The following is a 20,176-nucleotide window of genomic DNA, read 5'->3' as shown; positions in this document are numbered from 1 at the left end:
TAATTTGATTAAACAGCAACATCAGAGAGAACAATAAAGTTAAGCTTGGATAATGATGTTAATTTATTTATTAATATCTCTGATGTTGGCGAACTTCAATTGACTCTAATCCATCTATTCGCCTGCTTTGTAATGCGTAGGCAATTTGATCCAATCTTCACGCGATAAATAGCTGATATGCTCTGTACGGTAATCTGCTAGAAACTGATTATATTTATCTGTTTCAGTATGATGATGCTTAAAGCCACATTTTGCTTGTGCTTTATGTGACTGTTCATTATCTGCAAAGTAACCACACCATAAAGCTTGTAATTGCAAATCTTCATAGGCATGTTGCATGACTGCCTTAACAGCCTCAGGTATAAAACCATTTCCCCAAAAGGGAACACCAATCCAGTAAGCCACTTCTGCTTCATTATCTGCAATATCGAAATTACTGTCTTGCCCAATCAGTAGACCAACCATACCAATGGCTCGATTGTCATGCTTTTTTGCAAGCGCATAGACTTCATCATGTGCAAAAACTGTCTGAATATACTCTAAACTTTGTGCCTGACTTTCATGTACCGGCCAGCCCGCAATTGGCCCAACGCGTTCATCTTTTGCATATTCATATAAACTTTCTGCATCACTTTCTTGCCAAGGTCTTAAAATTAACCGTTCAGTTGTCAAAATCATATTGTAAAGTCGCTTATAAAATTCATCAAATTTCAAAAGGAACTATAGGTATTTTAGGCGCTTATTACTATTCCCAAATTTTGGCAATTTCGGTACTTTTCAAAACAAAATCATTATAATTAGGCAGATATTTAATAAATTTTATTCAAAATGCAAAGTGATCTAAATTTTCTTCATCAAAATGTAAAAGATTATCTATGGAGGACAAGTAATCTAAGTGATTCGTTAAATCAACCTTTATTGTTAGCGTATTGTTCACTTATTTTTGTCAAAGAAGGTCTAGTCACAGTACCTCACCTTAAAAAAGATTTACCAACTGGAACTGTTAAAAGCATCTTAAAGCAAGCCGGTCTTGAGTGACCCACTGCATCCAAGCTTCATTTTCTCCAAAAGAGGTGAGTATGTTATATCCAATTGCAGTAGAAAAAGGCTCGAATGATGAAGCCTATGGCGTGATTGTTCCTGATATTCATGGATGTTTTTCTGCGGGAGATACTTTTGAAGAAGCATTAAGCAATGCGAAAGAAGCCATTGCAGATCATTTGGAGATTCTCGCAGAAGATGGCAAAAATATTCCTTTTGCATCAGAAGTAAGTAAATTTCTTAACGATGAAGAGTTTAAAGGCTTTATCTGGGCAGTCCTAGATGTTGATGTGAATCGTTATTTAGGTAAGGCTGAAAAAATTAATGTCACTTTACCAAGTCGCTTAATTTATCTCATAGAGGATAAAGTGGGTAAAGATAAGCAGCATAAAACCCGTTCTGCAGCAGCTGGTGCAGAAAAAATACTGCAAGCTTCATCCATGGCTAATCAAAAAGACCCACTCAATTGAGTGGGCTTCTGAATTTTAAAGAAAAGTGAATGAGTATTAAAACGAATACTCAGCAAGAAGCAAAATATTTTTAGAAAGTCCACTGTTCACTGCCGAGTAGGCAGCTTAGAAATGTAGACGGATTCTACCACCACAGTCGTGCTAGTTTACTGCCATACAGGCAGCTTAAAAGAAGCCAACACAACATATTTTAATATGTTAACTAATTCACACTTTTATTAGAAAAAATATTTACATGATTTTTAACATTAAAAAATTGAAGAGTACATGGATATCCTAAGAACATTTCCTCCATAAACCTGTTCCTAAATACAAATATTAATTTTCTCTCTTAGCAAGTATTGCTCACTGAAAATATCCAATGGCAATGAAACACGAATAATAAAAATAGTGCTTAAAACATGTCTGTGCTTGATTCTTAGGATAAGTCAGGGGGGAGGGTAGAGTCGTTGCATGGTTGCAGTCATTCTAAATTTTTTAAATAAGCATGCTTAATTTTGATCAAACTCTACGAACAAAATTAACTTAAAAAGATGCTTTACTAGATTGATAACAGCTCTAAATTGAGGCTGAAATAACGTGAATTTAACTTGTTCATGAAAAATTTACAAAAAAAAATTCTTTAAATAAAACTGAAATATCAATTTAATGATTATTTAACATATTGAAATATATGGTTAAATAATTTATCTCAAAAAATACAAATTTATATACGCTTGTATCTATTTATTATGAAAAGTGTGACTTTGTTTACATTTTTGTCCCAGTGTGCATAATAGCCATCGACCAACACTAATCATTTTTTGTTTGTATAGGATATTTGGTATGAAAAACATTTTTTTAGCAGCATCAGTTTCAATTTTAGGAATTTCTAGTGCTTTTGCAGCAGATGGCACAATCACAATTAACGGTTTAGTGACTGACAAAACTTGTGACATCGTGACTCCACAAGGTAAAGATTTCACTGTTACTCTTCCAACAGTATCTAAGCAAACTCTTGCTAAAACTGGTGATATCGCAGGTCGTACGCCATTCACGATCAACTTGGCGAACTGCTCTGAAGGTAAAGTTGCAACTTATTTTGAACCAGGTTCAACAGTTGACTTTGGTACAGGTCGTTTAAACAACACAGATGCAACTGGTGCAAAAAACGTACAAGTTCAATTGTTAGGTTCAAATAACCAATTCATCCCTGTACTTGCTGCTGGTGCTTCTGGTGCACAAGCTAACTCTCAGTGGGTAGATGTTGCTGACAAAGGTGCAGCAGACCTAAATTACTATGCTGAATATTATGCAACTGATGCATCTGCTGCTGGTAAAGTAACTACTTCTGTTCAATACACTATTATCTATCAATAATTTTTTATTGAATGGTACGGAGCTAGATTGCCTGGCAAACTAGCTCTTTTACTTTGTTTTAGATAGAGATAATCGTTATGTTCTTGAATCATTCCTTTCTTAAAAAAGGTTTACTCGCATTTTTAATTCCGTTTGGTGCAGCAAATGCTGAAATCATCATTCATGGTACACGTGTGATTTATCCATCTGATGCACGTGAAATTACTTTACAAGTAAGTAATAACGGAAATAATCCTGCATTGGTTCAAGCATGGATTGATGAGGGAGATGCGAAATCGACTCCAGATCAATCAAAAGCGCCTTTTATGATTACACCGCCTATATCGCGTGTAGAAGCTAAAAAAGGGCAGTCTTTACGGATTACCAGTTTGCCTAATACAAATGAGTTAAGTAAAACTCAAGAAACACTTTTTTGGTTAAATATTCTTGATATTCCGCCAAAACCTTCTGCGAAAGATCAGAATGTTATACCAGACAACTTTTTACAACTTGCCATTCGATCACGTATTAAGTTTTTTTATCGCCCAACTGGAATTAAAGAAGATGTCGCTTTGGCACCTGAAAAATTACAGTGGAGCAATAACGGTACTCAGTTAACTGTAAAAAACCCAACACCATTTCATATTACCTTGACCTCTATTATGCAGGATCAATCAGGCAAACGCGTTGACTTGATTTCACAAGGCTTAATGTTGAAACCATTTTCTGATGGAACTGTGAATTTAAAAAATTCTAATGTCTCTAAGATGACCTTTACCACAATCAATGATTATGGTGGTCGTATAGAGCGAAATATTAAATTTTAATAGATTGCACAAGTCTTTAAGTTTCTTGAACACGAGAAATTTAAAGCACCTTCGCAGTGATGATTTAATCATTCCATTTATCTGATATTAAGCGAGTAAAAAACCCTATTCATTTGTTGATAGGCAGACTTCTTTATGCAAAAAAATGAACAAAGCTACAAGTGGATCAAGCGACATATTAGTTACTATGTGGCTTGTGGGGTTATTACACTCAGCATTCCTGCTTTAGTTAATGCATCTGAAACTGACTTAAAAGAGGCTGAAAAGTCTCCGGCTGCTGCAGAAGCAGAATTTGATTCGGCTTTTTTAATTGGCGATGCCAAAAAGATAGATGTAAACCGCTTTAAATATGGTAACCCTGTCTTACCAGGTGACTATAATGTTGATATTTATGTCAATGGTAACTGGTTTGGTAAACACCGTATGGTGTTTAAAGCAACTGAAAATAATCAAAATGCTTTTACCTGCTTTAACTCAAATCAATTATTAGAATATGGCGTAAAAGCAGAGGTATTAAAAAAAGGCGATAGCTTTGCTTTGACTGGTTGTCAGAAAATCGAGGAATGGGTTGAAGATTCTTTTTATGAATTTGATACTTCACGTTTACGTGTAGATATTTCAATTCCACAAGTTGCAATGCAAAAGAATGCCCAAGGCTATGTCGATCCAAGCGTATGGGATCGTGGGATCAATGCTGCATTTCTATCTTATAATGCTAGTGCATATAAAACATTTAATAAAATGCAAGGTGGGGAAGAAACCACAAACGCGTTTACTTCGGTTACAGCTGGTGCAAATTTGGCAGGTTGGCAATTGCGCCATAATGGTCAATGGCAGTGGCAAGACCGCACCACGACAGAAAATAAATCTAAATCAAGCTATGACTCAATTAACACCTATGTTCAGCGTGCATTTCCTCAATACCGTGGCGTATTGACTTTAGGTGAAAGCTTTACCGATGGTGAAATTTTTGATTCATTTGGTTATCGCGGTTTGGATTTTTCCAGTGATGACCGTATGTTACCGAACAGTATGATTGGTTATGCACCACGTATTCGAGGTAATGCAAAAACCAATGCTAAGGTTGAAGTACGTCAGCAAGGTCAATTAATTTATCAAACGACTGTTGCACCCGGTAGTTTTGAAATTAATGATCTCTACCCAACAGGGTTTGGTGGTGAACTTGAAGTTTCTATTTTAGAAGCCAATGGCGAGATTCAACGCTATTCAATTCCTTATGCATCTGTTGTTCAAATGCTTCGCCCAGGAATGAGTCGTTATTCTGTATCAATGGGTCAATTCCGCGATAAAGATATTGATTTAGATCCATTTATTGTACAAGGGAAATATCAACGCGGTATCAATAACTCAATCACTGCTTATGGTGGTGTACAGTTTTCAGAAGACTATTCAGCAGTAACTTTGGGTAGTGCTTTTGCAACGCCAATTGGTGCAATCGCAGTCGATGTGACACATTCACAAGCAGATTTTGAACGTCGTAAGAGTGAAAGTGGGCAAAGCTTCCGTATCAGTTATAGTAAATTAATTACGCCAACAGATACCAATTTGACTTTGGCTGCATATCGTTATTCTACAGAAAATTTTTATAAGCTACGTGATGCGATATTGGTACAAGACCTAGATAATAAAGGCATTAGCTCAGCGCATGTAGGTAAACAACGTAGTGAATTTCAGATCACTCTGAATCAGGGCTTACCGCGTGATTGGGGGAATATTTATGCAACAGGTTCTTGGGTGGATTATTGGAATCGCCAAGAAACAACGCGTCAGTATCAAGTCGGATATAGCAATAGCTATCGTGGGTTAACTTATGGTTTATCAGCAATTAAACGTATTGTTGAAAACAATGCGACAAGTATAAGTAATAGTGATACTGAGTATATGCTGACCCTTTCATTGCCACTTTCATTTAAGAAAAACTCAGCGAACTTTAACTCGATTATGACGCAAGATAATGCGACTGTTGGGGTAAGTGGCATAGTGGGCGATCGTTTTAACTATGGTACATCTGTATCTACTCGCTATGGTGATAATCCTAGTGCCAATTTGAATGCCCAATATCGTACAAACTATGCGACCGTTGGTGGATCATACAGTGTTGCAGACCGTTACCAACAAGCAATGTTAACGGCACGTGGTAATATTGTTGCTCATCCTGAAGGTGTTTTGTTTGGACCAGATCAGGGACAAACCATGGTCTTGGTGTATGCGCCTGAAGCAGCTGGTGCAAAAGTAAATAATGCAACAGGTTTAAGTATCAATAAATCTGGTTATGCTGTGATTCCATATGTAACACCGTATCGTTTAAATGATATTACTCTTGATCCTCAAGGAATGTCGACAGATGTGGAGTTGGATGGTACAAGTCAGCGTATCGCACCCTATGCAGGTTCGATTTCACAAGTGAGTTTTGCAACTAAAATTGGTAAAGCAATTTATATCCGCAGTAAAAAAGAAAATGGTGATACCTTACCTTTTGCAGCAGAAGTATTTGATACAAAAGGTGAAAATATTGGGATGGTTGCACAAGGTAGTATGGTTTACTTAAGAACCAATACCACAGCAGACTCGGTTACAGTAAAATGGGGCGAAAATGCCAATGAGCAATGCCGCATTCAATATGACGTTTCTGCGCAAGCAGCAGACAAAAAGCAAAATATGATTATGGCGGAAGGTGTATGTCAATGAACGGTAAAGTTTTAAATCGTATTCTCTTGCTCATTGCTGGGACTGTGAGTTCAGGGACGTATGCTGCATGTATACCAGATCGTGGTTTCTCTACTGTTGATGTGAGCATGGCAGTAGGACGTGTTGTGGTGAGACCAAGTGACCCTGTAGGAAAGGTTTTACGCAAAGCCTCTTTTCCAATTAGACCCAATGGTTCGACGTATAGTTGTGGTAGTTATGGGACACTTGGTGCTGTTTTAACTCAAAACTATTCACTTAGCCCGATCGGTAATTCGGTTTATAACACCAATATTGATGGGATTGGAATTCGCTTATACCGGGAAGCACCAACAGCTCCTGGTTTTGCCGATTATTATCCTTATACACGAAGTGCGAGTGGTAGACGTGTTTTGGCTGAAGGTTTTTTTATTGTTGAAATTGTTAAAACGGCGACATCAACAGGATCTGGCGCACTGGTTCCAGGCACATATAGTAGTTATCGTTCTGGTGAACGCCCAAGCCCGCCTTGGTTAACCAGTACGGTATATGGGAATGCGATTACTATTGCGTCTTCTTCATGTGAAATATTGGGAAATATTAATAAAACCGTGACACTGCCAACCGTAAATAAGGTTGATTTTAAAGGTGTCGGTTCAACGCAAGGTGAGCAAGCCTTTGATCTCAACATTTTGTGTAATGGTGGTAAAAACCCCAGTGGTTATGAAGAAAGCAATAAAATCAGCCTAAGCTTTGATTATGATGCGGTGAGTAGTAGCACTCAAAATGTACTTGCGAATACAAATACCGCAGGAAGCAGTGCATCAGGTGTTGGCGTACAATTGCTTTCACAATATAAAAATTCGAATAAAGTGATTGCTAAAAATGACAAGCTAGAATTAGGCACGTTAAAGTCAAATGATAATATTCAATATAATGTGCCAATGACTGCGCGTTACTATCAGACTGCAACCAAAGTGATGCCCGGAAAAGTACGAGCTATGGCAACCGTCACAATTGAATATGATTAATTGATGTAAATCATATTTTTTAAAATTATTTTTTTATTTATTGATTGGAAAATCTTGTATTAATAATAAGGTTATGTAATTAATTAACTACACCATTTCTTTAGAGGGGAATGAGATGGAGTTAAATAAAAAACTATCCTTTTTATTAATAACATTTACAACGATATCGAGTTTAAGTTTAGCCACTTACGCAGAGGAGATTCATTTTCAAGGGCAAATTGTAGAATTTACATGTGAAAAGGATTCTAATAATTCTAATTGCAAAGTGATTGATAATACGATTGATGTACTGAGAAAAACCAGCATAATAGATAGCTTTAATTTCAATAGCTTAGTTGATAAAAATGCCAATAGTATGGCGCATTTAAAAATTCAAGATTTGGAGAGTGATCAGCATAAAATATTGGTGGTAGATTATTATTAAGCCAATTAATATGTGAAATAAATAACATAAATTAAAAAATATGTTGTGTGATAAGTTAAAATATAATCTGATTATTTAGGTTGGATTATATTTTAATTCGTATTAAAAATAACCAAATTTAAATGTTTGTATATTATTTTATCGGTTGAACGGTTTTTCTTAATATATCCATAAATGTTTTTAAGATAATATTATAGTTTTTCCCTTTATGTGTAATCAGACATATCGGTGTACTATAATGCATTCTCTCCTTTAAAATGGGTTGCATCAAACCATCTTGGACCCATTTTTTCGCATAATGATCGGGTAAAAACCCCATAAATTTTCCTGAAAGAATCAGAAAAGCAATACCTTCTCGATCACTGGCTGTCGCTGAACAGTTCAAGCGTTGATGTAACTTCATTGCATCGGGGGTAATCGCGTAATTGGGAAGAACTGTATTGCATCGTTTTAAGTCATCTAAACTTATTTCACCTAAATGCTGAAAGAGTGGGTGGTTTTGTCCACAATAGAGTGAAGACTCTTCGTTATATAAATGAAAATAATCTAGACCTGACAATGGACTCACCAACGGAATCGCACCAGCATGTAAGCGATTGTCCAAAACACGGCACTCAATATCTGACACTGTGCTCATACTAATATTAATAACCACCTCTGTATTTTCTTCCGCAAGCTGTGCCAATGTATTGGTGATATATGCACTAGGCATCGTGACTAAGTTATTAATAATACCAATATTAAATTCACCTTTGAGCTGATTATGCATTTGATTGATTTTGGCACGAAAGTCCTCAATCGAAGCGGTCAGTACTTCAATATATTGTAAAACTTCTCGACCTTCATCGGTGATGGAGAAGCCTGCTCGACCACGTTGACAGAGTCGAATCCCTAAGCGATTTTCCAGATCACTCATATGCAGACTAATGGCAGAACGACTGATCCCAAGGATACTTTCGGCAGCAGTGAAGCTGTGACAATCACACACTGTTTTAAATATTTTGAGTAACTTTATATCAAAATCAGTAACTTGGTTTAATTTTTTAGGTTTCATTTAGTTTTGCTTTTTTATATCTAAACTCAAGATATTTTGAATTTATCAAAACTATTTCGCTTTGTACACTCAAGAGATAATCACAAAACAAGAAGAGTACTTATGTTCGATATCGATACATCAAATGACCGCGATGACGCATTGGAAGCCAGTCAGTCAAATGAGCAGATGAATTTAAATTATCAAGCCCATTGGATGCCATTTTCTGCAAACCGTAATTTTCATAAAGATCCGCGCATGATCGTGGGTGCAAAAGGATCGTATTTAATTGACAGTACTGGGCGTGAGATTTATGACTCATTGTCAGGGCTATGGACGTGCGGTGCAGGGCATACACTGCCTGAAATCCAGAAAGCTGTGAGTAAGCAATTGGCAAAATTGGATTACTCACCTGCATTCCAATTTGGACATCCTTTATCTTTTCAATTGGCTGAAAAAATTGTTCAGCTGATGCCAGAAAAATTGCAGCATGTATTTTTTACCGACTCAGGTTCAGAATCTGCGGACACTGCCATCAAGATCGCACGTGCCTATTGGCGTATTCAAGGAAAACCAAGCAAAACCAAATTGATTGGTCGGGCACGTGGCTATCACGGTGTAAACGTGGCGGGGACCAGTCTAGGTGGAATAGGCGGCAATCGTAAAATGTTTGGTCAATTGATGGATGTTGATCATTTGCCTCACACTTTGCAAGCGCACTTAAGTTTTACCCAAGGCTGTGCAGAGACGGGTGGGGTTGAGCTGGCTGATGAAATGCTCAAGCTGATTGAATTACATGATGCTTCTAATATTGCAGCATTAATAGTAGAGCCTGTTTCAGGTTCAGCAGGGTGTATCGTGCCACCTGTTGGTTATTTACAACGCTTGAGAGAAATTTGTGACCAACACGATATTTTACTGATTTTTGATGAGGTGATTACAGGCTTTGGGCGCATCGGCAAATGGACTGCGGCAGAATATTTTGAAGTTACCCCAGATCTTTTGACCTTTGCTAAACAGATTACCAATGGTGCAATTCCATTAGGTGGTGTGGTCGCAAGCCATGAAATTTACAATGCATTTATGCAGCAAGATCTACCCGAACATGCGATTGAATTCACCCATGGCTATACTTATTCAGCCCATCCTGTTGCTTGTGCCGCTGCTCTAGCAACGCTGAATGTTCTTGAACAAGAAAATTTAATTTCTCAATCTGCTGACTTAGCGCCAAGGTTTGAAAAGCTTGTCCATGAGTTAAAAGGTTCACCTCATATTGTCGATATTCGGAACTGTGGATTGATTGGTGCATTGCAATTGGCACCGCGTGATGGCGATGCCACGATTCGAGCTTTTGAAATTGGAATGAAACTGTGGAAAGCCGGTTTCTATGTCCGTTTTGGCGGGGATACCATTCAGTTTGGCCCGATGTTTAACAGCACAGAAGTGCAATTAACGAGTTTGATGAATGCAGTAGGTGAAGCAATTTATCAGGTGAAATAAGTAAGATGAGCGCTTAAGCAAAGATGACACTAAATCACGTGGTATAGAAGGGAATGAGAATAGATAAGGAAATGTAATGAACAATTTAGAAAATTTTAATGGTGATAAGTTGATTGATGTTAATGCAATACAATCCTTCAAGCGGGTTGGATATTTTATTCACGACAGTCTGGTTGTTAAGTCGGCAAGAAAACACCCTCTATATCAACCAGCCACAGTAGAGATCCGTAAACAATTTGCACTTGCTAATACCGTGTTGGTGAATCAGGTGCTTCAAATTGCACAACTGAAGTTTGGTTATCATGAAGATCAACAAAATGACTTTGGACCGCTCATTTCGCAAGCACATAACGATAAAGTTCAAGCTTTTATCCAAAGTGCTGAACATCAAGGTGCTAAAATCGTTGTCGATGGTCGTGATACCAAACCTATAGGTTATAAGACTGGATTTTTTGTTGACTCAACGCTAATTGATCAGGTTTCATCAGACATGACCAGTTATCAGCAAGAAATTTTTGACCCTGTTCTACAAGTGATTCGCATAGAAACCATGCAACAGGCGATGCAACTGATTAATGATCATGAGTATGGAGATGGCATCTGTATATATACCTGTGATGGGTATGCTTTTGGGCCAAATGGAGTGCATTTTTATACGCGTCGTAAACCCATTACCCCGTGTTGGCCTTCTTCACACGTTTGTGAAGCTAAGCTGTTTTCAATGCCCACCTTAAATTAATTTTTTGTGTATAGAAGGAAGGTCATTAATTTTCTCTATTTTTAATAAGGATTTAACAATGTAGATCACGATTTTAAAAGTATTTTTAAGGAATAAAATATGAATGGTGTTAAAACAACAAAATTAGGTGAAGGACTTTCCAATCGACATATCACGATGATTAGTATCGGTGGCGTTATTGGTGCTGGTTTATTTGTGGGCTCTTCAGCTGCAATTGCCAAAGCAGGTCCTGCTGCTGTACTGGCTTATATTATTACCAGTATTATCGTTTTTCTGGTGATGCGTATGCTTGGTGAAATGGCTGTTGCGCAACCAGATACAGGTTCATTTTCTACTTATGCCCGTAAAGCAATTGGCCCATGGGCAGGCTTTACCGTGGGATGGTTGTATTGGTGGTTTTGGGTTTTGGTGATCCCTATCGAAGCAATTGCAGGTGCTGAAATTTTACATGCATGGTTTCCTCAAGTTTCCAGTGCTATTTATGCCTTTGCTTTTATTATTTTACTCAGTTTAGCCAATTTCTTTAGTACCAAAAGTTTTGGTGAGTTTGAGTTTTGGTTTGCGTTAATTAAAGTTGTTGCAATACTGCTTTTTATTTTTATTGGTGCATCGGCAGTATTTGGGCTTTGGCCTTTAGCGCACGATGTTAGTGGTATTGGCCATTTATTTTCAAATGGCGGTTTTATGCCGCATGGAATGGGTGGTGTTCTATCAGCTATTTTAATTTCAGCATTTTCTTTTTTCGGTGTTGAAATCCTTTCCATTGCAGCAGCAGAGTCTAAAAATCCACAAGATAAAATTAAACGTGCTACCAATTTGGTGCTTTACCGAATTATCTTATTCTTTGTTGTTTCAATTTTCCTTGCGGTTGCTTTAGTTGATTGGCGTTCCCCAGATTTACAAAAATTGGGGACATTTCAATATGTCTTGGTCAGTCTCAATGTTCCTCAAACTAAATTGATTATGGACATGGTGGTCTTTATTGCAGTTGCAAGTTGTATGAATGCAGCTGTATATACCTCTTCACGTATGCTGTTTGCATTGGGTACACGTCAAGAAGCGCCAAAAGTTGTGACTAAAATTAATGATGCAGGTGTGCCGACAGTTGCAGTGTTTGCTTCAACTTTTGTTGGTCTGATTTGTTGCGCCGTGAATTATATGTTCCCTGGGCAAGTTTTTGGATTTTTACTGTCAACAACGGGTTCAATTGCGCTGGTGGTTTATTTAGTGATTGCAGTGTCTCAGTTACGCTCAAGACGTAAACTAGAAAAAATAGGGAAGCAAATTACCTTTAAAATGTGGTTATTTCCTTGGCTGACATGGTTTGTGATTGTCGTGATTATGAGTGTATTGGCATATATGTTTTTATCGCCTCAATATAGTTATGAGACCACCTTATCTTTAGGAGTAACCTCAGTTGTAGTAATTTGTGGAATTCTTGTGACTCGTAAGAATAAAACTACAAAGCGCATAGTAATGCATTTGGATTAAAGGATCATTTACGCTTATAGAAAAATAATCAAACTTTGTACTTTGAGGGTAAAACAGCGGTACAAGGTTTGTATTATGTATGAACGCTGTAGTTTTTTTCTTCATGCCTTGCAGTAACAATAACAACTTATGCTGGATTCTCTCGGTGTTTTACAAAGCATGGGCTTATTTTATTCTCTTGCATAAACATTCTGCTCATTGAAACGAGTTTCAAACTTTTCATTAATATCCAGTTTTTTATTGATATTTTGCTTTCTCCACATCGAAGGAGAAACACCATACCATGCTTTAAAAGCACGATTAAAGGAAGTTTGGTCTTTATAAGCAAGTAAATAAGCAACTTTTGTTATGGATAAATTTTGGTTTTGCAGATATTTTTTTGCCAAATTTTGCCGAATATTACATAAGATTTCTTTAAATGATAAACCTCTATTTTTTAAATATTTTTGTAGTGCTCTTGCCGATAGATTTAATGACTTTGCGATAGAGTGAATTTGAACATTATTATTCTCAAGTGCTTGCAACATACTCAGATTAACTAACTCTAAGAATGAATCTTCCTGAGGCATTTTACTAAGTAATATATCGGCATGGTCAAATAAAATTTCTAAAAGAATAGGATCATAGTATTTTAATTTAGTTTCCAGTAGTGAGCTGAGTATCACAATCCGAGTTTGACTTGCATCAAATTGAATTGGGCAGTTAAACAATTGTTGGTATTTTTTTATATCATTTGGCTTAGGGATCGCAAGTTCTAAACGATGAAAAATATTTTCACCTGAATCAATGAGTTGTTTTAAATGATGAAAGAGCACGGAAACCTGTATTTCTTCAACAACTATCGTTTCTTGAGTATATAAACCTACTTGTAAATAAGCGGGTTTATCCCATGAGATTGAAAAGTAGTTTTCATCAAGCAGAACTTTTTTAGGGATATAATTGAACCATAGCTTTTCGTATCGACTCAGTATTTTGATGTAGTCTGCTAAAGTATTACTTGACTGCGCCATATACGCTACGATACCCATATGTTTTGGCTGGACTAAAGCACCAATGTCTAATCCCACGCCAGCTTGAGGATATTGTGTGTTGATTTCTTTTATCCGCCTGAGCCATTCTCCAAATGGAATATGATCATTTAAATGGTAGTCAGTAGGGTTTGAAAAATCTACCCCTTTTTTTTTACAAAAATCATCTAATAGAAATGCCATACCCTTATTCACACTTTTTATTTTAAAAAAAGTTTTCATGGATTCTCCCCATATCATTAGATATTTCTATGTATTTATTTTTTATTTAAAGTAATCAAACAATTGTCGTTATATGCGATGTATTCATTTTCTTTAAAGCTGCGAGGAGATTTGAATGGTTAAAATAGATAAACGTTCTCAGCTATTTTGGTGTCATTCAAATGAGAATGATGAATTCTTAACGCTTTGCCTTAAAGAGTCTGAATAATCAATTGTGTTAACCGTCAATAATGAATCGTTTTATTTTCTTAATCGTATTGAATAGAAAATTGAGCATTTGCATTTGCAATGCCTGCTAAGGCTTGTGCTTTGGTCACAATATAATTTGCATAAAATATCGCTGAAACATTGCCATTGATGTCTGTACTAAAGGCTTCGCTTTTCTTGCCTAAAGCTAATCTTTTTTTATCTTGATCTCGAATTTCTATGGCAATATTTTCAGCTTTATTGGCTAAGGCATCGAGCGCTAAAAGTTCAGAATTTTCAGTATTTCGGGGCCCATCAAAAGTGATCGTCACAGAACCATTTGGCGGACAGTTACTCATCTCAAAATGAATCGGGGTTGGCTTTGATTGACTACCTATACTAGGTAAGTCTTTGCTCGCAACGCTTCCAAGCTGAATATATTTATCTTGTTCAGAACTTAACACGCCACATGTTGCTGTAGTTACGATCCCTGAAAGTTCAATATTCACACGACCCAGCTCTACATTGGTATTTTGAGCATGAGAGAGTTGATGAATATTTAAACAACATATCATTGTGGCAACAGCCATATATCTTGCTTTATTTTTCATTGGTTTCTCCTAATCAAAATCCACTCTGAGATATCCTCTAGACTTAAACGGACCAATTTCTGGTTTATTTCCAGTGATACTGACAGGCCAAGCTTTGATGGTCACATTTGCTGGCTGTTGATTGAGATTAAACGGAATCACACTGTTGATATTGTTGGGCAATAACACATTGTCGTTTTGATCTGACATCTTAAAGCCAATATCTGGATTATCTGAGATCATCATATCTCCAGTGGCTTTTTCAGCTTCAAGCCGAAGTGTCAGCATTGCTTGGGCATCAATATTGGTACATTGAATTGCTAAGGTATGACTCTGTTTATTGACATTGTTGGGTTTATTGCCAGGACCAGCCTGACTAAAGGCATAGGCTGGAATTTCCCCAAACTTAATTTCTAAAAAATCACCTGTGCCAATTTTGCAGCTTTGTGGAACCGAAATAGAGCCACTGTAACTAATCTTATAAACAGGGATACTTAATGGATCTGCTGAACCCGTTGTGACATATACGGTAAACATGGTTTTTTTAGGGATAGGCACAAAGTCAATAAAGGGTTTAATCACTTTGAGGCGAAAGGTAAAGTTTGAATCCCAAATACCAAAGGGTTGGCCTTTACTTACATTGGGATCTGTACCCATCTGTACATAATTTGCAGGGGGGTAAAAATCTCCCGCAAAGCTATCGGTAATTTTCATAGCACCGACTAAATAGTCGTTGATCGGTAAGTATTTATATCGATCAATCGTTTCTACGACAGAGAGGTCGGAAACATAACTACGCATGGTTCTATTTCGACTAATATTGGAATTATGAGCAGGGCAGGTTCCATAAACTTGCGAAGAAAAATTCTTTTTAAGCTCTACAATTTTACCTACAGCGTTATTAGAGCTGCTGAAACTATTGGATAGATCATAAAAAACTTCATCCACAACACCATTTCCTTTACTGTTCCAACAGACAACTGCAAAAGATGGAGCTGAAGCAAGTAGCAACATACTGGAAATTAAAAGCTTAAATTTCATATGATCTCTCCTTATTGACATTCAAGATCAAATTGAATAACGGGTTTGCTAAGGTCCATGTCTGAAATATCGTAGTTTGCCAAACATTTTCCTTCAGCAGATTCGCCCCAATTCACTTCCAAGGTGCCTTTGAGCGGAAGTCCAGTTAGATAAACCCGGCCATCGTCTGCAACGATGCTGGTGGCTGAACTTCCTTTTTCAATCACACTGCTTGCATACGGGATAAACTTGCCGTTATGGGATAACGTGATAAGTGCTCTTACACCTAAACTGGTGTTAAACGTTGCTCTGGCAATCGCCCCTTTAATTGGGACGACATTTTCAACGTTATTGCTGATTTCGAGATTATTACTGAACGTATTTGAATTCAGCGCAACACGATTGGCACGATATTCAGTTGCATAAGGAACAATGGCATATCCACGCCAATCGGTTTTAACGCCTGTATAGTTTTCGATATTTACACCTTTGGCACCGGGTGCTTTAACCAAGATTGAGGTGCTCCCTAAAGGCTGACCAAAGGTAATACCATCACGGTGCGCTAAAATGCCACCAGATGCATTATAGGTAAACTGATTTGAGTTCTTTTCGTAGCTATAACCTGCACCTACTGTGCCGTAACTACCATTGTAATTTAGGCTGACTGAACCAATATCACCTTGCTTACTGACTTGTCCCTGATTGATGCTATAACTTAAATTTCGATCTTTCAGTAAGGTGCCACTTAAACCTGCCATATAGGACTCATTACCATTTGAATTATGTGTGGTCGAAAAAGTGCTGTATGCATTTTGGATTGGATGATTACGGAAATTGGCTTTCGGCCATAACTTATCCAATGGGAAGGACAGATTCATGGCATACATGGTGTCACTCTGATTAATCTCAGAATATTTGTTACGGCTGACTGAGAATGAGTAATTCAGTGCTTTCCATGAGTTTGCATAACCCGCTTGAACCCATTCATTTTTTTTGTTGGTATCCCAATAGGTTTGCTGATTGCCTGAGACAAATAAAGAACCATAATTTCCAAGTGAATGTGAGATGTTGACTTCAAAGCGACCTTTTTTAGAATTATATAAATTGTAGTAATCCGTAATGATTGGTGTATTGGCTTGATTTCCATCTTGAGTTTCGGAAACGTGATAACCACTCATACGATTATAAGCAACATCATTTAAGGTATAGAAACCCTTGGTCGAATAACGATAGCCTAATAATTGGAAGGTTGTCCCAGAGCTTAATAATGATTTTGAATATAAAAAACGCAAAGACTGTCCACTGCTTGAGGATTGATCTGCCAACTCACTGTCCGCATGGGTAAGGTCAAAAGACAAAGCCCCATAATCTCCAAGGTTGGCTCCTAGACCCACCAGAGCACTCTTATATTTATCTGACAATTGCGTCCCAGCATAAACGGAAATACCATTTTTTAAACCGTGAATTGCAGTTGCCTGTAACAATGAAGGATTATCTTGAGAATCCAATCCACTGCGGTACTCACCCACTACTAGACTATATTTTGTGCGTCCTTCACGTTGTAAAACAGGAAGGCTTGAATAGGGCACTTGAAAGCTTTGAATTGAACCGTCATTTTCTTCAATGGTAACCAAAAGATCACCACTGATTGAGGTTGGATTTAAATCTTGGATAAGGAATGGTCCGGGTGCGACATTTACCTGATGAATCACAAAACCATTTTGTTTAATCACTACTTTTGCATTGGTTTTTGCAACCCCACGAACAGTAGGTGCATAGCCTTGCTGACTGTCAGGATACATTGCCTCAGAAGTTGACAAATGTGCGCCACGGAAACCAAAGCTATCAAATATTTCGCTACTTGTTGAACCGTCACCAAGCACCAGCTGGCTTTTTAAAGGAATAATTGTTTTTTGTACATAGGTGTTTAAATTATTCCATTGATTTGTGGTTTTACCATTGTGCGAATTAGCGTTAAAACTACCTGAATGTCGGAACTGCCATGAGCCAATATTGAGTCCATTATCCAGACGTAAAAAGAAACTGTTGGTATCTGTTTTAGAGTTGTCATAGCCCGAAATATTATAGTTGGTATAAAAGCCGTTGATCCCTTCATCCCATTGATCGGGTGGAATATAGCCGCGAATTTGGTTGCGTAAAGAAGCTTGCGGTAAACTGATCAATAATTTTTGTTTATCAAATTGAAAGTGGCTATTTGCACCTTCAATAATTGAAATAAAATCTACACATTGTGGGTTTGAGGTAGACAATTGCTCGTATTGGGCAATATTGACCCCAAATCCCTGCAATGTTTTGCTGTCTAAACACGGAAATAACCCAGTTGTATCTTGAATGCCTGATTTTTCAATAAAATTGATGTCGCGAGTAAACGCGTATTGATCATTGACATACACATCAACCCGGTACACGCCTGGCAATTGATGGGTCGATTTCTCAAATCTGCTTAAATCAGAGATTTGTGAATTGGATAAGTTATCTGTTAAAAATGCAGGGTTAAAAACCTGTTCTGCATGACTGGTTCTTGGGACTACGATTGAAATCAGCATAGTCATTGCGATACCCACTGGATATCGCTTGATATGTCTCCTTACACATACAACATTGTATGGCATTGAAAATAGACTATTCATAATTATTACTTCAGTTCTAAATCAACTTTAGCTGTTAAACCACCGTAATCATTGACCGTTTGATAACTCAGTTTATTACCTGAAGTCGCTGAAATTTTTGTTTGGGCAAAAGGACTCGCCATCACATTTGGCACTTTTTGGTTATCAACAAAAACGTTCACAAAAGAAACATGATATGGAGATGGATTGTTAACCATGATTCCTTCTGCTGATTTTGAAAACTTAATCGTTTCTAATGTGGCTTCAGGTTTAGTTTTTAGATTTATCGGTCTTACAAACAGTTTGATTCGAGATAAAACAGCAAGTTGTAAAATATTCTTGTCAGTCAAAGTCGATTTATCAATCGAAGGAATTGCCTTAACATTGACCCAAAATACCGACTCTCTATCTTGTGGTAAGTTAGTGGCAACATTGACAATTCTTAATGTATTTTCGCTATTTGCTTCTGCGACAAATAAGGGAGGAGTAATAAGAAAATCTTTTGATTTTTCATCTAGATTATTTTCAATCCACGAGTTAATTAAAAAGCGTTCTTTATTGTTGCTGTTGACAATAGCCAATGAAACTTGCTTGGCATCGGTTGGGTAAATAACACGAGTTGCTCCAAGTGATATACCCCCAATAATATTGTTATTGCCCCAGCTGGTGGATGCTAAGCACGCTAAGGTTATACTAAGAACACCATTTTTAAATAAGTTCAGTTTCATATAAGTCCTTAGAATTCATTTATGGATAAAAAACAGAAATTAAAATATTCGATGCTTGAGCGGATGACTTTTCTGAAGTTTGGTTGAGGAGAATACCAATCCTATTTTTAGCGAAACTGTCATAACGTTCAGGTCGATCAATTTGTCGAATAAATTTCTGATCCAGACCGGTCTGTTCAAGACTTTGAATGTTTAATTCTTGATTAATATCAAAATCATTTCTTGCTTTTGGGTCTGTATAAAACATCTCATGTGTTGGCTTATTTTGTTCAGATAGACCAATGGCGAGATTGTCGTAGATGCTTACAGGGCATAATGAAAAATTGATTTGAATTGGAGAATTGGGAGTTTTAATAGATACAGCAGCATTATTCTCAATTAAGATTGAACAGCTTTGATTTATCAAAACTCCCTGAAAATGAGCTCTTCCACCAAATACATAACTTTCTGCGTAAATATGAGTACTTACTAATATTCCAGCAATCAGGGTTATATACTTTTTCATGGTAAATAAGCTCATGTAATCAAATATTTAATAATTATCTTAGGCAGATAAATTATTCATATTTCACTACAAAAGTTGCATCAGCATTTGCTTGACCAGGTGTAGATGCACCTGTAGCTACATAGCGTGCGCTGAATTGAAGTGTGTTATCACCTGTGATCAATGTTTTAGGTGTAGAAAAACTTGCACCCGTAACACCTAAGATTTTTGAAGTGTCATCGGCAATCTCAATCCCTACATTTGTTGCAGCAGTAGAGTTTGTACCACCAGCAGCAACTGAAAGTAAGTTTGCATTAGACGTTACAGACTGACCATAAAATGCAACAGCTGCAGTTGCTTGAACTGTTGGATCACAGTCAACAAGTTTGATTTGGAACGGTACTGGAGTTGTTTTATCGCCAGCAACAGCTAAACGTGCAGTACGGTATTGACCTAAATCAACAGTTTGATTTGAAGATTCTGTACTTACAGCACATGCTGCATTTACGATTTCACCAGTAAAATGTACTGTACCACCGTTAACAGTTACAGGATCAGCAGCAAAAGCTGAAACAGAAAGTGTTAAAGCAGATAAAGTTGCAGTACTTAATAGAGAGGTGGTCCCACATGTTTGAACAACTAAAAGCTTATTTATAAGTGATACTCTGCTCTAGTTAAGCTACCTTATTTTGTTGTGGTAGCTGGTCAT

17 protein-coding genes and 2 pseudogenes are annotated in these 20,176 nt (G+C 37.1%); 10 read left to right on the top strand and 9 right to left on the bottom strand.

Features of this window, described 5'->3' with window-relative positions; translation table 11 throughout:
- Positions 1 to 114: 114 nt before the first annotated feature.
- Positions 115 to 678 carry a GNAT family N-acetyltransferase gene (locus tag ACG916_RS17535; RefSeq protein WP_419328423.1) on the bottom strand — a complete coding sequence of 188 codons (564 nt, stop codon included), beginning with the start codon at positions 676 to 678 and terminating at the stop codon, positions 115 to 117.
- Between the two features lie 270 nt (positions 679 to 948).
- Here ACG916_RS17535 and ACG916_RS17530 point away from each other — a divergent pair.
- From ACG916_RS17530 to ACG916_RS17500, 7 genes and pseudogenes are all read left to right on the top strand, one after another.
- Positions 949 to 1,038: pseudogene (locus ACG916_RS17530) on the top strand (type II toxin-antitoxin system HicA family toxin); the annotation flags it as partial.
- A 41-nt stretch (positions 1,039 to 1,079) separates the two neighbouring features.
- The gene (locus ACG916_RS17525) at positions 1,080 to 1,511 is read left to right on the top strand and encodes a type II toxin-antitoxin system HicB family antitoxin (RefSeq protein ID WP_419328424.1); all 432 of its coding nucleotides are present in this window, start codon (positions 1,080 to 1,082) and stop codon (positions 1,509 to 1,511) included.
- An 825-nt stretch (positions 1,512 to 2,336) separates the two neighbouring features.
- Positions 2,337 to 2,870, top strand: coding sequence for a fimbrial protein (locus tag ACG916_RS17520; protein WP_336952651.1), 534 nt, complete (start codon positions 2,337 to 2,339; stop codon positions 2,868 to 2,870).
- Between the two features lie 77 nt (positions 2,871 to 2,947).
- A complete protein-coding gene (locus tag ACG916_RS17515) occupies positions 2,948 to 3,676 on the top strand; it encodes a fimbrial biogenesis chaperone (RefSeq protein WP_336952650.1) in 729 nt (242 codons plus the stop codon).
- A gap of 135 nt (positions 3,677 to 3,811) precedes the next feature.
- Complete coding sequence (locus ACG916_RS17510; RefSeq protein WP_336952649.1) at positions 3,812 to 6,385, top strand: fimbria/pilus outer membrane usher protein; 2,574 nt, start codon at positions 3,812 to 3,814, stop codon at positions 6,383 to 6,385.
- Positions 6,382 to 7,392, top strand: a complete 1,011-nt coding sequence (locus tag ACG916_RS17505) for a fimbrial protein (protein ID WP_336952648.1) — start codon at positions 6,382 to 6,384, stop codon at positions 7,390 to 7,392. Before ACG916_RS17510 ends, ACG916_RS17505 begins: the two co-directional genes overlap by 4 nt.
- A 115-nt stretch (positions 7,393 to 7,507) precedes the next feature.
- Complete coding sequence (locus ACG916_RS17500) at positions 7,508 to 7,816, top strand: hypothetical protein (RefSeq protein ID WP_336952647.1); 309 nt, start codon at positions 7,508 to 7,510, stop codon at positions 7,814 to 7,816.
- 133 nt (positions 7,817 to 7,949) lie between these two features.
- Here the strand turns inward: ACG916_RS17500 and ACG916_RS17495 are convergent, their stop codons facing one another.
- A complete protein-coding gene (locus ACG916_RS17495; RefSeq protein WP_419328425.1) occupies positions 7,950 to 8,870 on the bottom strand; it encodes a LysR family transcriptional regulator in 921 nt (306 codons plus the stop codon).
- 102 nt (positions 8,871 to 8,972) lie between these two features.
- Here ACG916_RS17495 and aptA point away from each other — a divergent pair, with 102 nt between their 5' ends.
- The 3 genes and pseudogenes from aptA to ACG916_RS17480 all read left to right on the top strand — a co-directional run bounded on the left by aptA (position 8,973) and on the right by ACG916_RS17480 (position 12,579).
- Positions 8,973 to 10,349, top strand: coding sequence for an omega-aminotransferase AptA (gene aptA, locus ACG916_RS17490; protein ID WP_419328427.1), 1,377 nt, complete (start codon positions 8,973 to 8,975; stop codon positions 10,347 to 10,349).
- A gap of 241 nt (positions 10,350 to 10,590) precedes the next feature.
- Positions 10,591 to 11,088 (top strand): annotated as a pseudogene (locus ACG916_RS17485) (aldehyde dehydrogenase family protein); the annotation flags it as partial.
- 99 nt (positions 11,089 to 11,187) lie between these two features.
- Positions 11,188 to 12,579 carry an amino acid permease gene (locus ACG916_RS17480; RefSeq protein WP_419328428.1) on the top strand — a complete coding sequence of 464 codons (1,392 nt, stop codon included), beginning with the start codon at positions 11,188 to 11,190 and terminating at the stop codon, positions 12,577 to 12,579.
- A gap of 170 nt (positions 12,580 to 12,749) precedes the next feature.
- Here the strand turns inward: ACG916_RS17480 and ACG916_RS17475 are convergent, their stop codons facing one another.
- The 7 genes from ACG916_RS17475 to fimA form a co-directional block, all read right to left on the bottom strand.
- Positions 12,750 to 13,829, bottom strand: coding sequence for a helix-turn-helix domain-containing protein (locus ACG916_RS17475; protein WP_419328429.1), 1,080 nt, complete (start codon positions 13,827 to 13,829; stop codon positions 12,750 to 12,752).
- Positions 13,830 to 14,077: 248 nt separating this feature from the next.
- On the bottom strand, positions 14,078 to 14,626 hold the full coding sequence (locus tag ACG916_RS17470) for a fimbrial protein (RefSeq protein ID WP_419328431.1): 549 nt from the start codon (positions 14,624 to 14,626) through the stop codon (positions 14,078 to 14,080).
- Between the two features lie 9 nt (positions 14,627 to 14,635).
- Entirely contained in the window at positions 14,636 to 15,646 is a 1,011-nt protein-coding gene (locus tag ACG916_RS17465) for a fimbrial protein (protein ID WP_336952641.1), read from the bottom strand.
- A gap of 11 nt (positions 15,647 to 15,657) precedes the next feature.
- Positions 15,658 to 18,276 (bottom strand): outer membrane usher protein FimD, encoded by a 2,619-nt coding sequence (gene fimD, locus ACG916_RS17460; protein ID WP_419328432.1) that lies wholly within the window; start codon positions 18,274 to 18,276, stop codon positions 15,658 to 15,660.
- 5 nt (positions 18,277 to 18,281) lie between these two features.
- On the bottom strand, positions 18,282 to 18,983 hold the full coding sequence (locus tag ACG916_RS17455; RefSeq protein ID WP_336952639.1) for a fimbria/pilus periplasmic chaperone: 702 nt from the start codon (positions 18,981 to 18,983) through the stop codon (positions 18,282 to 18,284).
- Between the two features lie 19 nt (positions 18,984 to 19,002).
- Entirely contained in the window at positions 19,003 to 19,488 is a 486-nt protein-coding gene (locus ACG916_RS17450) for a fimbrial protein (protein WP_336952638.1), read from the bottom strand.
- A gap of 52 nt (positions 19,489 to 19,540) precedes the next feature.
- Positions 19,541 to 20,122, bottom strand: a complete 582-nt coding sequence (gene fimA / locus ACG916_RS17445) for a type 1 fimbrial major subunit FimA (protein WP_419368202.1) — start codon at positions 20,120 to 20,122, stop codon at positions 19,541 to 19,543.
- Positions 20,123 to 20,176 lie beyond the last annotated feature (54 nt).

Source organism: Acinetobacter legionensis, assembly GCF_048552295.1.
In the GTDB taxonomy this organism is placed as follows: Bacteria; Pseudomonadota; Gammaproteobacteria; order Pseudomonadales; family Moraxellaceae; genus Acinetobacter.
The sequence above is the reverse complement of the archived record's forward strand: the minus strand, read 5'-3'. Positions and strand labels throughout refer to the sequence as shown.

What these genes read in the sequence shown, in the direction of transcription:
- ACG916_RS17535 (WP_419328423.1), bottom strand. Translation starts at nt 678, where the DNA reads ATGATTTTGACAACTGAACGGTTAATTTTAAGACCTTGGCAAGAAAGT.
- ACG916_RS17525 (WP_419328424.1), top strand. Translation starts at nt 1,080, where the DNA reads ATGTTATATCCAATTGCAGTAGAAAAAGGCTCGAATGATGAAGCCTAT.
- ACG916_RS17520 (WP_336952651.1), top strand. Translation starts at nt 2,337, where the DNA reads ATGAAAAACATTTTTTTAGCAGCATCAGTTTCAATTTTAGGAATTTCT.
- ACG916_RS17515 (WP_336952650.1), top strand. Translation starts at nt 2,948, where the DNA reads ATGTTCTTGAATCATTCCTTTCTTAAAAAAGGTTTACTCGCATTTTTA.
- ACG916_RS17510 (WP_336952649.1), top strand. Translation starts at nt 3,812, where the DNA reads ATGCAAAAAAATGAACAAAGCTACAAGTGGATCAAGCGACATATTAGT.
- ACG916_RS17505 (WP_336952648.1), top strand. Translation starts at nt 6,382, where the DNA reads ATGAACGGTAAAGTTTTAAATCGTATTCTCTTGCTCATTGCTGGGACT.
- ACG916_RS17500 (WP_336952647.1), top strand. Translation starts at nt 7,508, where the DNA reads ATGGAGTTAAATAAAAAACTATCCTTTTTATTAATAACATTTACAACG.
- ACG916_RS17495 (WP_419328425.1), bottom strand. Translation starts at nt 8,870, where the DNA reads ATGAAACCTAAAAAATTAAACCAAGTTACTGATTTTGATATAAAGTTA.
- aptA (WP_419328427.1), top strand. Translation starts at nt 8,973, where the DNA reads ATGTTCGATATCGATACATCAAATGACCGCGATGACGCATTGGAAGCC.
- ACG916_RS17480 (WP_419328428.1), top strand. Translation starts at nt 11,188, where the DNA reads ATGAATGGTGTTAAAACAACAAAATTAGGTGAAGGACTTTCCAATCGA.
- ACG916_RS17475 (WP_419328429.1), bottom strand. Translation starts at nt 13,829, where the DNA reads ATGAAAACTTTTTTTAAAATAAAAAGTGTGAATAAGGGTATGGCATTT.
- ACG916_RS17470 (WP_419328431.1), bottom strand. Translation starts at nt 14,626, where the DNA reads ATGAAAAATAAAGCAAGATATATGGCTGTTGCCACAATGATATGTTGT.
- ACG916_RS17465 (WP_336952641.1), bottom strand. Translation starts at nt 15,646, where the DNA reads ATGAAATTTAAGCTTTTAATTTCCAGTATGTTGCTACTTGCTTCAGCT.
- fimD (WP_419328432.1), bottom strand. Translation starts at nt 18,276, where the DNA reads ATGAATAGTCTATTTTCAATGCCATACAATGTTGTATGTGTAAGGAGA.
- ACG916_RS17455 (WP_336952639.1), bottom strand. Translation starts at nt 18,983, where the DNA reads ATGAAACTGAACTTATTTAAAAATGGTGTTCTTAGTATAACCTTAGCG.
- ACG916_RS17450 (WP_336952638.1), bottom strand. Translation starts at nt 19,488, where the DNA reads ATGAAAAAGTATATAACCCTGATTGCTGGAATATTAGTAAGTACTCAT.